The following is a 14,269-nucleotide window of genomic DNA, read 5'->3' as shown; positions in this document are numbered from 1 at the left end:
AATCTCCCATGACTGACGCGACCATCACCCAGACTGGCCCTGCTGCATCCACCGCACCGGGGGCCCCTCACGGTGAACGTCCAGTGACCCCCGCCGACGTCCCGGCCCCGCCGCCTGGCGTGGCGGTGGTGGACCATGATCCCTTCTCGGACGCCACCCTGACCAATCCCTATCCGATGCACGAGGCGCTGCGGGAGGCCGGGCCGGTGGCCTGGATTCCGCAGTACGGCGTCTACGCGGTGGCCCGCTATGACGAGGTGGTCCACGTGCTGCAGAACCACGAGATCTTCGTCTCCGGGCGAGGCGTGGGGCTGGCGGACTACCAGAAGAACAAGCCGTGGCGGCCGCCGTCGTTGTTGCTGGAGGCGGACCCGCCCCAGCACACCAGGGCGCGCAAGGTCGCCACCTCCGTGTTCAACCCCAAGACCATGCGCCAGATCCGGGACGAGTTCCAGCAGACGGCGAACCGGATGGTGGACGCCCTGTTCGCCGAGGGGGACACCGTGGAGATCGACGGGGTGGCCGACCTCGCGGCGGCCTATCCGCTGTCCGTCTTCCCGGACTTCATCGGGTTGTCCGCGGAGGGCCGGGAGAACCTGCTGCCCTACGGCAACATGGCCTTCAACGCCTTCGGTCCGCCGAACCGGCTCTTCGAGCAGGCCATGGTGGACGGCGGCAAGGCGACCCCGTGGATCGCCGAGCAGTGCGTGGTCGGGACCCCCCAGGCGGGACGTTTCGGCGCCACCCTGCATGAGAAGGCGGCCGAGGCCGGGCTCGACGAGGACGAGGCCGCGCGGCTGCTGCGGTCCTTCCTGACCGCGGGCGTGGACACCACCGTGCATGGGATCGGTGCGGCCCTGCGGGAACTGGCAGAGCACCCCGAGCAGTGGGCGCTGCTGCGGGAAGACCCGTCCAAGGCGCGCGTGGCCTTCGACGAGACCGTCCGTTTCGTCTCCCCGGTGCAGACCTTCTTCCGCACGGTCAACGAGGACACCGAGGTCTCCGGGGTGTCCCTGCCGGAGGGCTCCAAGGTGCTGATGTTCCTGGCCGCCGCCAACCGGGACCCCCGCCACTGGGAGGACCCGGACACCTTCGACCTCACCCGCCAGGCCTCCGGGCACGTGGGCTTCGGGTTCGGCATCCACTCCTGCGTCGGCCAGATCATGGCCCGGCTCGAGGGGGAGTGCCTGCTCGGCGCGCTGGCCCGCAAGGTCGCCACGATCGAGGTGGTCGGGGAGCCGACGCTGCAGCTGAACAACACCCTGCGCGGCTGGGAGCGGCTGCCCCTGCGGCTCACCGCGGCCTGATCCCTCACTCACGCGCAACTGGCGGTCAGATCCGGACCGATTCTCGTGGTTACCCCTCGAGAGTAAGTGGGCCGGATCTGACCGCCAGTTCTGGTTGGGGGCGGGTTACTTCAGGACGTCCACCACGAGTCCGTCGAGGCCGGCTGCCGCGTCATCGATGATGCCGGCCTCCTCGGTGGCCTGGGCGCCGCGCTGCATGGCCTGCTCGGGGAAGCCCCAGCCGAACTTCGTGAGGATCATCGACTCCGCGGTCTCGGGGTCGATCTCTGTGAAGTTGGACAGCTCGGTGCGGAACTCGTCGGGGTGCGCCGTGGCGTACTCCTGTGACTGCTTCACGACCTCCACGAAGTCCTTGATGTACTGCGGATCCTCGGCCCACTTCTGCTCCGAGGTCAGGTAGACGGCGGTGACGAACTCGGGGTCCACGTCGATGTACGGATCCGCGATCAAGCGGTGGCCGGCGTCCTTGGCGTTGCCGAGGAAGGGCTCCGAGGTGGAGATGGCGTCCACCGCACCCCGCTCCAGGGCGGGCTGCATGTCCGGCAGGGGCAGTTCCAGGAACTGGACCAGGTCCGGGTCTCCGCCGGCCTTCTTGACGGACTGGCGGATGGCGGCCTCATGCAGGCCCTTGACCGCGTTGACGGCCACGGACTTGCCCTCGAGGTCACCGGCGTCCTGGATCTCCGAGTCCACCGGGACCACGACCCCGCCGTGGTCGGCCCCGGGCTCCCCGGTGGTGCGTCCGCCCTCGGCTACCGCGATCACGGGCAGCCCCGTCTCGCGGGCTTGGAAGGCGTTCACGCTGCCGGTGTAGACCACGTCGTACTGGTCCTGCAGCAGGGCCGGGATCGAGATCGAGCTGCCGGGGGTGAACTGGATGTCGATCGTCAGGCCCTTCTCCGCGAAGAACCCCTTCTCCTCACCGAGGTAGATGGCCGCGACGTCCACCACGGGGACGGCGGCCACGCGGACCTCCCTCAGATCGCCCTCGGCCGTGCCGCCTGCGGTCTCGGTGGCCGAGCCGGACTTGCTGCCTGCCGCAGCGGCGTCCGAGGACGCCGTGCCGGAGGGGGCGCCGGAGCCACAGCCGGTCAACAGCAGCAGTGAGGCGGCGGTGGCGGCGAGCGCCGCGGGGATTCTCTTCACAATGACCTGCCTGGGGGAGTCGGTGGGTGCGGGATGCGGACTCGGGGAACACATCACCACCTTGCGAGTTGCAATTGCAACGAGTGTGGCATGTCACCTACGATCCGACAAGTACCCCCACACCAGAGGTCGGGTGTGCAGACGGATGGAATCAGGAGTTGTCATGCGAGGACGGGGCCGGGTCCAGGGAGGAGGGGTGGTTCATCAATGGGATGTTCTCGTACATCCGCCGCAGGAAGGACTGCAGCTGCGTCCTCTCCTCTGCCGAGAACCCGTGCACCATCAGCTCGGCCCGTTCAAGGGCCACTGGCAGCACGGCGTCGTGCACCCGGGCGCCCGCGGCCGTCAGGTACAGGCGACGCCGGGAGCCGTCCTGCTCCCAACAGATCAACTCCTTGTCCCGCAGGCGCTGCAGGCGCCGGCTGACCACGGACTTGTCCAGGGCCACCTGCTCCGTGATGTCCACGGCCTGGCACCCCGGCCGGTTGGACAGGGTGGAGAGGATGGCGAAGTCGGGGGAGGTCACGCCGAAGCGCTCGTTGTAGATCCGGGACCCGCCCCAGACGTGCGCGTTGTCCACCAGGGACAGGTAGGCCGGGGTGAAGCTCTCCCGGTCGATCGTGTGATCGAGCGGGGTACGGATCGGTTCGGGGGGCGTCATGAGCCCCATCCAACCATTGGAAATGACCAGCTCAGTCAAGATCAGAGGCGAAGGACAACATGAAGAAGCTCATCAACAATCCGCGGCACGTCGTGGTCGAGTCCCTGACCGGTCTGGTCCGGCTGAATCCGCGGCTGCGGCTGCTGGAGGGCACCGGCACCGTGGTGGCCGCCGAGGCCGCCCGCGGCACTGTGGCGGTCCTCTCGGGCGGCGGCGCCGGCCATGAGCCCGCGCACGCCGGCTACGTGGGCCCCGGCATGCTCACCGGTGCCGTCTCCGGGGAGGTCTTCACCTCGCCCTCGGTGGACGACGTGTTGGTGGGGATCCGTGCGGTAGACGCCGGGGCCGGCGTCGTGCTGGTGGTCAAGAACTACACGGGAGACCGGCTGAACTTCGGACTGGCGGCGGAGCTGGCGCGAGCTGACGGGATTGAGGTCCGGATGGTCGTTGTGGCGGACGACGTGGCCCTGACCGGCACCTCCGGCCACGCGGGGGAGCGGGGCATCGCCGGAACCGTGCTGGTCCACAAGGTGGCCGGTGCCGCCGCTGCCGCCGGGCGTGACCTGGACGCCGTGGCAGGGGCCGCGCAGCGTGCCGCCGACGCGCTGTCCACCATGGGCGTGGCCCTGGGCTCCTGCACCGTCCCGGCCGCCGGGACGCCCAGCTTCGAGCTGGGCCACGATGAGGTCGAGTGGGGGCTGGGCATCCACGGCGAGCAGGGCGTGGAGCGCTCGGCGGTCGCCTCGGCCGAGGCCACGGTGGACCGTCTGCTCTCCGCCTGCCTGGCCGCGGGGCGGATTCCCGACGGCGGCCGGGCGGCCCTGCTGGTCAACAACCTGGGCGGCAGCTCGGCCATGGAGATCACGCTCGTGGCCGACGCCGCACTGACCTGGCTGCAGTCACGCGGTATCACCGTGGAGCGGGCCTGGGCCGGCGCGTTCCTGACCGCGATGGAGATGGAGGGCGTCTCCCTGTCCCTGCTGGCCGTGGACGACGAGCTGGTCCATCTGCTCGACGCCCCCGTGCAGACCTCCGCCTGGCCCGCCGTCTCCGGGCGTGTCAACACCGAGCCGTACCTGCCCGCGCCGGAGGCCGAGGTGATTCCCGTCGAGGGTCCCGCGTTGGCCGGACCGGGCCGCACCGTCCTGGACCGGGTGCTGACCGCCCTGCAGGACGCCGAGCCCGAGCTGACCGAGATGGATCAGAGGGTGGGCGACGGCGACCTCGGCCACAGCCTGGACCGGGGTGCCCGTGCGGTCCGGGAGGAGGCTGCGGACCAGCCGGCGCGGCCGGATCTGGTGTTGCGCCGGATGTCCGCGACGGCCCGCCGGAGTATCGGCGGGACCTCGGGGCCGTTGTACGCGGTCTTCCTGCTCAAGGCCTCCGAGGCGCTCGCCGGCATCGCGACCCCCACGGTGGCGGACTGGGCCCGGGCCCTGGCCGAGGGGCAGCAGGGCATCCAAGACCTCGGGGGCGCCCAGCAGGGGGACCGGACCATGCTCGATGCGCTGGCTCCCGCCGCACGGGCGCTCGCCGACGCTGCGGACATCCCGTTGGGTCAGGCCCTGAGCGCTGCCGCCGAGGCGGCGCGTGCCGGGGCCGAGGCCACCGCGGACATGGCACCCCGTCGGGGCCGGTCCAGCTACGCCGGGGACCGGGTCAAGGGCCACCTGGATCCGGGCGCGTGGGCCGTGTACCTGTGGTTAGAGGCGGCTGCGGGGGCACTGGAAGCCGGCGACTGAGCTTGCTGACTTCCGTCTGGGCCGGGGTGGCTGCTGTGCTCGGGCGCGTGGCCACAGAGTGTGTCCACAGGGTGTCAACAGATCGGCTGGCAGTCCTTTACGGTGTCCGGGTCACGGCTTAGAGTAGTACACATGTTCGAAGACGCGGATCGTACTCCAGGGGTCACCTCCCTGGACGGGGGTGCGCCCGCGGATGCCCTGACCATCATCGGGCTGCGTGAGGTGCTGGACGGCATGGTCCCGGCAGCCTCCGTGGCCGCGCTCGGGGCCAACAGCACCCCGGGTACCAGCCCTGCCGGTGGTGTGGGTGATCGGTTTGCCGGAGCTCGCTTCGGACCCAGCGAACATGAGTTGGCGGTGCTGAGGCGTGAGGCCGAGGCCATCAACCGCATCCGCGTCCTTGAAGACCTCAAAGCCGCCTGCGCCGCCGCCCAGGCCCGCGAAACCGCAGCCCTCCACCAGCACCGGATCCTCGATGAGACCGCCCGCGGCATCCCCGCCTCCCGCCGTGGGCTCGGACTGGGCTCCGAGATCGGCCTGGCCCGTCGCCAGAGTCCACACCGCGGCAGCAACCACCTGCGGCAAGCCCGCCACCTCACCGAAGACCTGCCGCACACGCTCACCGCCCTGCAAACAGGTCAGATCAGCGAGGAACACGCCGCCACCGTGGAACGCCACACCCACTGGCTGCCCGCCCCGGCCCGCCGCCACGTCGACGCCGTCTTGGCCGAGCGGCTGCCGGGTCTGGGGATCCGTGAACTCACCCGCCAGGTCCAGGCCCTGGCCCACCAGCAGGACCCCGAGGCCGCCGCCGAACAGTACGACCACGCGGTCACCGGCCGGCATGTGCGCATCAAACCGGCAGAACATGGGATGGCCTACCTCACCGCCCTACTACCCGCGCTCGAGGCGGCAGCCTGCTTCAACGCCCTCACCGGTCAGGCCGCCACCACCGTGGCCTCCGGAGAAGCCGGCGGACGCAGCCCCCAACAGGTCCTGGCCGATCGCTTCGTCGAACGCCTCACCGGCCGCAGCCCCGATGAGCCCTCCCCCGTGGAGATCCAACTCATCATGACGGACACCGCCCTGCTCGGTGCCGGCAACGACGCCGCCTGGATCCCCGGCCACGGACCCCTCCCCGCCGCCGCCGCCCGCACACTCCTCACCGACGGCACCGCACACCCCGCAGACCCCGACCCACGCCGGGAGGCCGAGGCCCGCGTGTTCCTGCGCCGGCTCTACACCTGCCCCGAGACCGGACAACTGGTGGCGATGGAATCCGACCGCCGGGAGTTCACCGGAAAACTCCGCCAGATGATCATGCTCCGAGACGACACCTGCCGCACCCCGTACTGCGGGTCACCCATCCGGCACGTCGACCACGCCACCCCCTACCGGGACGGTGGGCCCACCAGCTACGCCAACGGCTCCGGACTCTGCGAACGCTGCAACTACACCAAAGAACACCCCGGCTGGAAACACCAGGCCACACCCCACAACCTCGACGTCACCACCCCCACCGGCCACCACTACACCAACCGAGCCCGACCCCTCACCGCCCCACCCGACGCACCAGAAACCACAGGCCCGCAGGTGACCCCTGACGACCGCGCCCCTGGACCTCAGCCTGCACGTGGTCAACGCGCCGTGCCGTGCGCCACGGACGCCACCACGGTCACGATGAGACTGTCGTCGGACTCAACGGATGTTGCGACGTATGGCCAGGCACCGCAGCGCCGATGCATGGACCTGGCCTGGTCCGGTGCGCACCTGGGGGCGCACGGTATGCAGGTGGAGTACGCGCGGGCCGCCTAGCAGGTCTCCACGGTCTGCATAGCCTGGCTGTGGATCTCTACTTCATGGTGACCCGCATCGGCATGGAGGAGTAGCCACGCAGCCAGTGGTTGATCTTGCGGACCGGCTCGGCCGTGACCTCGAAGGACTTCACCTGGGTGGCGAAGGCGGTCAGCAGGCTCTCGGCCTCCATGCGGGCCATCATCTGGCCCACGCAGGCGTGGATGCCATAGCCGAAGGCTGAGTGGCCCCGGACGTCCCGGGTGATGTCGAAGGACTCCGGATTCTCCCATCGGCGGGGATCACGGTTTGCCGCGGAGAGGCAGTTGACGATCTTCTGTTCCGGCTCGAGCACCACGCCGCCGAGCTCGGTGCGGGTTCCCACGGTGCGGCCGATGTAAGGGCTCGGGGCGTAGCAGCGCAGGGTCTCCTCGAAGACGGTGCGGGCCAGGGAGGGGTCCGCGCGCAGGGCCTCCCATGCTCCGGGGTTGCGGGAGAGGGCCAGCAGGGCGTTGCCGATGCCGAGCATGGTGGTGTCCAGCCCGGCGGAGAGGAAGGTCCTCACGAGGAGCCCGGCCGTCTCCTCCGTGATAGTCCCGGCGTCTGCAGCCGCGAAGAACTTGCCGGCCAGCTTGGACTCGTCCAGGTTCTCCCGGCGCATCTGCCACTCCACGTACTCCTGCGCCTCAGTGGCCTGAAGGACGGCGTTCTCATAGAGTGCGGTGTCCCGAGGCCCCATGGCCATGAAGTTCAGGTTGGCATACGTGAGCAGGTGCCGCCGTCCCTCCGGGGCCAGGCCGATGGCGTCCGGCAGCACCTGCAGGGGGTAGGCCTCCGCGAGATCCGTGACGGCGTCGAACTCTCCCCGTCCGCAGACCTCCGCCACCACGTCATGTGCCACGGCCTGGAAATCGTCCTTGAGCTGCTTGACCACCTTGAGGGAGAGCGCGGAGTTCATCAGCTTGCGCGTCACGGTGTGCTGGGGCTGGTCCTGTTCGAGAATCGCGCTCGGCTTGCGCCAGTTGTCCGTCAGGGCGGTGTTGGCCAGGCCGGTGCCGTGGGAGGAGATGAAGGTCTCCTGGTCCAAGAAGATCTCCTGGACCAGGTCCGCGCGTCCAGTGGCCCAGATGCCGTGGCTCTCCAGCCACACCACCGGCCCCGCCTCACGGATGGCGTCCTCCACCGGGAAGGGGTCCTGCAGCGAGGGGACGGAGAAGGGATCCAAGTCCAGGCTGGGGGCGCCGGCGGGTGCTCCGGGTGCGGTCGTGGTCATGGTGCTCTCCTGCGGATCGGACTCGAACGGACCTAAGTTGCTATTGCAACCTATCGTGTCACGGGTCGCGTCGGCAGGCAACCGCCTCGTCCGACAGTGTGGTTGCTACAGCGGCACGGGGCCCGGAAGGTGCTCATCCCAGCCCCGTACCGCTACAGCATCGCGGTGGGAGCTACTCCGTCTCTGCGTGCAGGCTCCGGTCCTTCGACTCGGCCATGAACAGCACCGTCACGAGGCTGACGACCGCCAGGGCCATCAGGTAACCGATCACCAGTGTCAGGTTCTGGCCGCCATAGAGGCTGGCGAGGACCAGTGGCGTGAATCCTCCGCCGATCAGGGTGGCGATCTGGTATCCCAAGGAGGCTCCCGTATAGCGGTCCTTGGTGCCGAATCGCTCGGCGATGAAGGCGGCCATCGGCCCGTACATGATGGTCTGCACCACGATGCCCAGGGTGAACCCGAGGAAGACCAGCAGCATGCTGTTCTGCCCCACGAGGAACATCACCGCCGGGATGACCAGGATGAAGAGCGCATTGCCGATGATCAGCAGAGGTCGCCGACCAGTGCGGTCGGAGAGGCGCCCCATGAGCAGGGTCGTGGCGATCGAGATGATGCCCGCCCCGGCGAACGCCAGCATGACCTGGGGCTGGGGGTTGCCCGCCGCCACGGAGTAGGAGATGGCGAACGTGGAGAGCAGGGTCTGCAGGGCGAAGGCGGACACCGAGGCCAGGATGACGAGGATGAGAGTCCTGGGGCGCCGCAACACCTCGAACAGCGGGATGCGTTGCTTGGCACCTGCGGCAGTCTCCTGCTCGAGTTTCTGCTGGGCCTCGAGGAAGACGGGACTCTCGGTGACCTTCGCACGGACGAAGAGGCCGAGCAGGAGTAGGACGAACGAGAGGAGGAAGGGTACGCGCCACCCCCAGGACAGGAACTGTTCTTGAGGCATCGTGGAGAATCCGCTCATGACCAAGAGGCCGAGTACAGAACCTGACGGGGCGCCGGCGTTGACGAAGGATGCAGCAAATCCCCGTGACTTCTGGTCCGAGTGTTCCAAGGCCATGAGGGCGGCGCCGCCCCACTCCCCGCCGACGGCGATTCCCTGCAGGACGCGTAGGCAGACCAGGATGACGGCACCCCAGGGGCCGATGACACTGGCATCCGGGACCAGCCCGATGGCGGTGGATGCCAGCCCCATGATCATCATGGAGGCGACGAGTAGCTTCTTGCGGCCCCATCGGTCACCGAGGTGCCCGAAGATGACGCCGCCCAGGGGGCGCGCGATGTAGCCGGCCGCGAAGGTGCCGAAGGAGGCGATGGTGCCGGCCCAGGGGTCTAGGCCGGAGAAGAACACGGGCGCGAAGACGACGGCGGAGGCCGTCGCGTACAGCAGGAAATCGTAGAACTCGATCGTAGTACCCAGGTAACTGGACGCGATGACGAGGCGGCGCTCCTTGGGGGCGGTCGGCGCTGTGCCGCGCGACGCCTCCGATTCGACGGTGGAGTGGGTCATGGGGTGCTCTTTCTTGGTGGGGGTCGTTGCAGAGTTCGGGTGGGGAGGGGTCACCAGGCGACCGTCAGGGACGTCATTCCGCGGAAGACCCAGCCGTTCCAGATCTCGGGACGGTCGGTGTCCTGGTGCAGGTCCGGCAGGCGTTCGTAGAGCCGCGGGATCGCGATGCGGCCGATGGAGGACTGGGCGGCCCACTTGCCGGCGCACTGGTGCACGCCGCGACCGAAGGCCAGGGATGCCGTCGTGCTTCGCTGGATGGAGAAGTCATCCGGTTCCGGAAAGCGGCTCTCATCACGGTTGCCGGAGGCCAGCAAGGCACCAACCTGCGCTCCCGACGGGATGGTGATCCCCTCGAACTCACCCTCGGAAACGGTTTCTCGGGTGATCATGCCGATCGGCGTGTACTTGCGTACTGCTTCGTTGAAGATCGTGTCCCACAGCGATAGGTCCCTGCGTGCGGCGTCCAGTATTGCGGGGTTGCGGCTGAGCTCGTAGACGATGTTGGTGATCATGTGCTGGGGCTCATTGATCCCGCCGGAGATCGTCAGCTTGACGTTGCTCCGAACGGCATCCTCGGAAAGTCCGCCGGCCAGCATGGCGGAGGTGATGGAGGCGTCGGGATGCGCGCGGAGTCGCGGGATGGCCTCGTCTAGGGCCGCATCGCATTCGGCCCGGGATGTCTCGCAGCGCAACCAGATATCCGGGTTGTCCGTGACGTTGCCGGAACCGGCGATGAAGTCCAGACTCCATCGCGCAATGTCCAGAGGGTCAACGCCGTGCATGCCGAGCATGTCGATAAGGTTCTGGCCGGCGAGGGGCATGGCGAAATCGGTGTTGAGGTCTGCTCCTGAACCGATCTCCTCGAGCCGTTCGAGGTAGGTCTCAGCGTTCCGCTCGAAGAGGGCGTTCCAGGATTCCTTGATGTTCCGTGGCCGGAGGGGCCGGTTCATGGCCTGGCGTTCGGCGGCGTGGTCCGGGTCGTCCTTGCGGATGAGGGGGCGTCCCCCCAGAGCCTTGACCATGGCAGCGCCCTCGACGTGGGAGCTGAAGATCTCCGGGTGGTTCTCCACGTAGGTGCAGGCGTCGAACGTGGTGAACAAGATCTTGTTGATGGCTGGAGCCCAGACGACCGGTGCCGTCCTTCGGAGGGCTCGGTAGACGGGATACGGATCGGCGGCCAGTACTGAGGGGTCGAGGTCGACCACCGGCGGGGCGGAGACATTCTGGGCTGGATGGGTGACGGTCACGAGGTCCTCCTTCGAGGGGAGCGGTTCGAAACTGACTATGACTCGTGTCACACTGATAATGATGCGAAGTTTGAATGATTCGAATTAGAGGGAGTGGTATGGCTCGAAGGTCTGACGGAATGTCTGCCGTGGCGCGGATGTGTATGGTCCTTGAGGCCTTCACGCCGGACGACTCGAGCCTGACCCTGACGGAGATCGCGCGACGATCGCAGATGCCGGTCACCACGGTCCACTCCATCACTCGTCAATTGGTGGATGAGGGGTTGCTCGAACGCATGGACCAGGGGTACGTGCTCGGGGTCCGACTCTGGGAGCTCGCCATTCGCGCCCCCGGGACCTTCGGACTCCGGGAGGCGGCCATGGCGCCCATGGAGCAAGCGCACGCGGAGATCCGGCACCACGTCCAGCTGAGCATTCTGGCGGGGTATGAGTCGCTTTACATCGAGAGGTTGTCCTGGTCCGGGTCGGTCGTGAACTTCACCGAGGTGGGCGGGCGATTGCCGTGGTACGTGACTTCCAGTGGGATTCTCCTGGCCTCTTTCGCGGACGGGCCCGCCAGGGACGGGTACGTCACCTCGTTGCGTCCGTCCCAGCCGCCGGCGCCGGATCTGAGTGCCGCCGCTATGGAACGGCTCATGACCTCCGCCAGAACCCGGGGATTCTTGGTGACAGAGGGGTTCATTCACCCCGAAGCCACGGCGGTCGCCGTGCCGGTCTTCGCCCCGTGGCGGGCTCCGGTAGCCGCGTTGGCCGCTGTGGTTCCGGCCGGCGAGTCCAAGCTGGAAGCCGTGGTCGGATCCCTGCGGCGGGCCGCCCGGCTCGCGGGTGATCGGCTCGAGGGGACACTGACCCGAGGCCGGCCCTAGCGCAATCTTCCCTCGCCAGATCACCCCAAGGGCGCGTGCCTCCGCCGCCAAGCGTCGATGGCGTTGATGTGCGGGGTGAACCGCTCCCGGGTGAAAGTCACCAGCTCGGTCACCCGGCGAGGGGGCCGGCGGCGTTCCACGGGGCTGAGCCAGGCCACGTGCACGCTCACGTCCTCCGCGTCCACGTCGAAGGGGACCTCCACCACGGGGTGGCCGTCCACGGTCCACGTCGAGGCGTCCGGCTGGACCAGCGTGGCGATCCCGAGCCGGGCGCCCACCAGGGCGCGGGTCAGGGGCAGGGAGGAGGTCACCCAGGCGATGCGTGGATCCTGCTCCGTGATGCCCAGGACGCGCAGGGTGTTGGCCTTGCTCGGGGTGTTGCCGAGCAGGATCAGCGGCTCGCCCTCGATGTCCGCGACCGTGAGGCGTGACCGGCCGGCCAGGCGGTGGCCGGCCGGCAGCAGGACGTGGGGTGCGCGTTGCAGGATGAGCTCGTGGCTGATCTCGGCCGGGACATCGTGCGGGTAGGTGAATCCCACGTCGATGGCCCCGGACTGCAGTCCGGTCATCAGTCCGGAATGGTCCGTCTCCACGAAGGACAGCTCCACCAGCGGGTGTGCCTCGGCGAAGTCCGTGAGGATCATGGGCAGGATGTAGGGCGCCAGCGTGTCATAGACCCCCACGGTGAGCGGGCCGCGCAACTGCCCGTCCCGCTCCTGCAGGATCCGGCCGGCCTCCAGGGCGGTCCGCAGGACGATGGCCGATTCCCGGTGCAGCTGACGCCCGGCCGCCGTGGGCCACGCGCCCTGGGCCTTGCGGCGGACCAGGAGGCGTTGACCGACCTGCCGCTCGAGCTCATCGATCGCGGAGGACACCGAGGATTGCGCCGTGGTCAGCTCCCGCGCCGCCGCAGACAGGGAACCGGTGCGCACCACAGCGTCGAAGATCTCCAGCTGGCGCAGGGTGAAGGGCAGGGCCATGGCGTCCTTTATCGAGAGAAGCGATGTTGATTGTCTAATCTTCCCCTTTGCCTCGATGTGGTGTCCAGCACAGGATGGAGGCAGCTCATCACCCCGAACCCTTGAACCCAGGAGCACCGCATGCCCACCATCACCTTCCACCACTCCGATGGAGACACCCAGGTCCTGGAGCTGGAGAAGCCCGAGCGCATCATGCAGGCGGCCCTGAAGAACAGCGTCCCCGGGATCGTCGGCGAATGCGGCGGCCAGGCCATGTGCGCCACGTGCCACGTCTACGTACGCGAGGAATACCTCGAGGCCCTGCCGGAGATCGGCGACGACGAGGAGGAGATGCTGGAGGTCACCGCCTCCGAGCGTGACCCGCAGCGTAGCCGGCTGGGCTGCCAGATCGAGGTCGGCGCCCCCGGGCTGGAGTCCATCGAGGTCGACGTCCCGGAAGAGCAGGTCTGAGCAATGACGAACCCCCCAGGAACCGTCATCATCGGCGGAGGTCAGGCCGGACTGCAGGCCGCCGCATCCCTGCGCGAGGGCGGCTACGCCGGCCCCGTGACCATCGTGGCCGAGGAGCCCGGCCAGCCCTATCAGCGCCCGCCGCTGTCCAAGGACTTCCTCAAGGCCGCTGAGAACGGCTCCACCGCAGAGCCCCTGCCGCTGCGCGGACCGTCCTTCTTCGCCAAGCAGGACCTCGAGTTGCGTACCGGCACCGCCGCCACGGGCGTGGACCGGCAGGCTCGGACCGTCACCCTCGCGGACGGCACGGTGCTGCCCTATACCTCGCTGATCTTCGCCACCGGTGCCCGCAACCGCGAGCTGCCCACCCCGGGCATCGACCTGCCCGGCATCCACGGCCTGCGCACCCTGGCCGACGCCGAACAGCTCGGCGCCGCATTGGGCACCGCACGGAACGTGGTGGTGGTCGGGGCCGGGTTCATCGGCCTGGAGTTCGCCGCGGCGGCGCTCGCCCGCGGCTGTCACGTCACGGTCCTCGAGTTCGCCCCGCGCCCCATGGGCCGGGCGCTGACCCCCCTGCTGGGGGACTGGTTCGCCGACGCGCACCGGCAGTTGGGTCTGGACCTGCGGCTGAACGAGGGCATCGCCGCCTTCGAGGCCGGCGACGACGGCCGGGTCGGCTTCGCGATCTCGACCACCGGGGACCGGTACCCGGCAGATCTGGTGGTGGCCGGCGTCGGGGTCCAACCCAATGACCAGCTGGCCGCCGAGGCCGGACTCGAGGTGGCCAACGGGATCGTGGTGGACGCGAACCTGCGCACCGCGGACCCGGATATCTATGCGATCGGGGACTGCGCGAACTTCCCCTGCGAGCACGCCGGCGGGCCGTTCCGTCTGGAATCGGTGCAGAACGCCACCGACCACGCCCGCCATGTGGCCCAGGTGATCCTCGGGGAGGACGGACCGTACCGGGAGCTGCCGTGGTTCTGGTCCACCCAGGGCCCGTTCCGGCTGCAGATGGCCAACATCGTGCGAGCGGACGACGAGACGGTGGTGGTGGGGGATCCGGATCCGGCGAACCCGAAGTTCTCGGTGTTCTGCTTCCGTGACGGCATCCTGGCCGCAGTGGAATCCGTGAACCACCCGGCCGACCACCTCTCAGCGCGGAAGATCCTCGCCGCCGGCCTGCAGATCACCCGCGAGGAGGCGCTCGCCGAGGGCTTCTCCCTGCGCGCCGCCTACAAGGAGCGGATGGCGCTCGCGCCGGTGTGATCTCTTAAAGATCTGAAG

At 68.7% G+C, this 14,269-nt stretch carries 12 protein-coding genes; 6 read left to right on the top strand and 6 right to left on the bottom strand.

The window, feature by feature from the left end:
* Window positions 1-8 precede the first annotated feature (8 nt).
* Window positions 9-1,307, top strand: a complete 1,299-nt coding sequence (locus ACSU1G_RS06810) for a cytochrome P450 (RefSeq protein ID WP_439279162.1) — start codon at window positions 9-11, stop codon at window positions 1,305-1,307.
* A 105-nt stretch (window positions 1,308-1,412) separates the two neighbouring features.
* Here ACSU1G_RS06810 and ACSU1G_RS06805 read toward each other — a convergent pair whose 3' ends face one another.
* On the bottom strand, window positions 1,413-2,453 hold the full coding sequence (locus ACSU1G_RS06805) for an ABC transporter substrate-binding protein (protein WP_439279161.1): 1,041 nt from the start codon (window positions 2,451-2,453) through the stop codon (window positions 1,413-1,415).
* A 151-nt stretch (window positions 2,454-2,604) separates the two neighbouring features.
* On the bottom strand, window positions 2,605-3,114 hold the full coding sequence (locus tag ACSU1G_RS06800; RefSeq protein ID WP_439279160.1) for a MarR family winged helix-turn-helix transcriptional regulator: 510 nt from the start codon (window positions 3,112-3,114) through the stop codon (window positions 2,605-2,607).
* A gap of 59 nt (window positions 3,115-3,173) precedes the next feature.
* Between ACSU1G_RS06800 and dhaL the strand changes: the two genes are divergently transcribed.
* Window positions 3,174-4,856 carry a dihydroxyacetone kinase subunit DhaL gene (gene dhaL, locus ACSU1G_RS06795; protein ID WP_439279159.1) on the top strand — a complete coding sequence of 561 codons (1,683 nt, stop codon included), beginning with the start codon at window positions 3,174-3,176 and terminating at the stop codon, window positions 4,854-4,856.
* A 132-nt stretch (window positions 4,857-4,988) separates the two neighbouring features.
* Window positions 4,989-6,671: a DUF222 domain-containing protein gene (locus ACSU1G_RS06790; protein ID WP_439279158.1), complete on the top strand. Its 1,683-nt coding sequence runs from the start codon at window positions 4,989-4,991 to the stop codon at window positions 6,669-6,671.
* Between the two features lie 37 nt (window positions 6,672-6,708).
* Here the strand turns inward: ACSU1G_RS06790 and ACSU1G_RS06785 are convergent, their stop codons facing one another.
* The 3 genes from ACSU1G_RS06785 to ACSU1G_RS06775 all read right to left on the bottom strand — a co-directional run bounded on the left by ACSU1G_RS06785 (window position 6,709) and on the right by ACSU1G_RS06775 (window position 10,683).
* Complete coding sequence (locus ACSU1G_RS06785) at window positions 6,709-7,923, bottom strand: cytochrome P450 (RefSeq protein ID WP_439279157.1); 1,215 nt, start codon at window positions 7,921-7,923, stop codon at window positions 6,709-6,711.
* 172 nt (window positions 7,924-8,095) lie between these two features.
* The gene (locus ACSU1G_RS06780; RefSeq protein WP_439279156.1) at window positions 8,096-9,436 is read right to left on the bottom strand and encodes an MFS transporter; all 1,341 of its coding nucleotides are present in this window, start codon (window positions 9,434-9,436) and stop codon (window positions 8,096-8,098) included.
* Window positions 9,437-9,486: 50 nt separating this feature from the next.
* Window positions 9,487-10,683 carry a cytochrome P450 gene (locus ACSU1G_RS06775; RefSeq protein ID WP_439279155.1) on the bottom strand — a complete coding sequence of 399 codons (1,197 nt, stop codon included), beginning with the start codon at window positions 10,681-10,683 and terminating at the stop codon, window positions 9,487-9,489.
* Between the two features lie 119 nt (window positions 10,684-10,802).
* Between ACSU1G_RS06775 and ACSU1G_RS06770 the strand changes: the two genes are divergently transcribed.
* Entirely contained in the window at window positions 10,803-11,549 is a 747-nt protein-coding gene (locus ACSU1G_RS06770; protein ID WP_439279154.1) for an IclR family transcriptional regulator, read from the top strand.
* Window positions 11,550-11,569: 20 nt separating this feature from the next.
* Here ACSU1G_RS06770 and ACSU1G_RS06765 read toward each other — a convergent pair whose 3' ends face one another.
* On the bottom strand, window positions 11,570-12,529 hold the full coding sequence (locus ACSU1G_RS06765) for a LysR substrate-binding domain-containing protein (protein ID WP_439279153.1): 960 nt from the start codon (window positions 12,527-12,529) through the stop codon (window positions 11,570-11,572).
* Window positions 12,530-12,649: 120 nt separating this feature from the next.
* On the opposite strand from ACSU1G_RS06765, the gene ACSU1G_RS06760 reads away from it, so the two are divergent.
* Both ACSU1G_RS06760 and ACSU1G_RS06755 read left to right on the top strand, forming a co-directional pair.
* Window positions 12,650-12,979: a 2Fe-2S iron-sulfur cluster-binding protein gene (locus ACSU1G_RS06760; protein WP_439279152.1), complete on the top strand. Its 330-nt coding sequence runs from the start codon at window positions 12,650-12,652 to the stop codon at window positions 12,977-12,979.
* 3 nt (window positions 12,980-12,982) lie between these two features.
* Complete coding sequence (locus tag ACSU1G_RS06755) at window positions 12,983-14,251, top strand: NAD(P)/FAD-dependent oxidoreductase (protein WP_439279151.1); 1,269 nt, start codon at window positions 12,983-12,985, stop codon at window positions 14,249-14,251.
* Window positions 14,252-14,269: the final 18 nt, after the last annotated feature.

Source organism: Microbacterium sp. A93, assembly GCF_051842835.1.
The sequence above is the reverse complement of the archived record's forward strand: the minus strand, read 5'-3'. Positions and strand labels throughout refer to the sequence as shown.

Bases quoted from the DNA above. Each gene is read 5' to 3' on its own strand.
- ACSU1G_RS06770 (WP_439279154.1), top strand. From the start codon at position 10,803: ATGTCTGCCGTGGCGCGGATGTGTATGGTCCTTGAGGCCTTCACGCCG.
- dhaL (WP_439279159.1), top strand. From the start codon at position 3,174: ATGAAGAAGCTCATCAACAATCCGCGGCACGTCGTGGTCGAGTCCCTG.
- ACSU1G_RS06790 (WP_439279158.1), top strand. From the start codon at position 4,989: ATGTTCGAAGACGCGGATCGTACTCCAGGGGTCACCTCCCTGGACGGG.
- ACSU1G_RS06785 (WP_439279157.1), bottom strand. From the start codon at position 7,923: ATGACCACGACCGCACCCGGAGCACCCGCCGGCGCCCCCAGCCTGGAC.
- ACSU1G_RS06755 (WP_439279151.1), top strand. From the start codon at position 12,983: ATGACGAACCCCCCAGGAACCGTCATCATCGGCGGAGGTCAGGCCGGA.
- ACSU1G_RS06800 (WP_439279160.1), bottom strand. From the start codon at position 3,114: ATGACGCCCCCCGAACCGATCCGTACCCCGCTCGATCACACGATCGAC.
- ACSU1G_RS06780 (WP_439279156.1), bottom strand. From the start codon at position 9,436: ATGACCCACTCCACCGTCGAATCGGAGGCGTCGCGCGGCACAGCGCCG.
- ACSU1G_RS06810 (WP_439279162.1), top strand. From the start codon at position 9: ATGACTGACGCGACCATCACCCAGACTGGCCCTGCTGCATCCACCGCA.
- ACSU1G_RS06765 (WP_439279153.1), bottom strand. From the start codon at position 12,529: ATGGCCCTGCCCTTCACCCTGCGCCAGCTGGAGATCTTCGACGCTGTG.
- ACSU1G_RS06760 (WP_439279152.1), top strand. From the start codon at position 12,650: ATGCCCACCATCACCTTCCACCACTCCGATGGAGACACCCAGGTCCTG.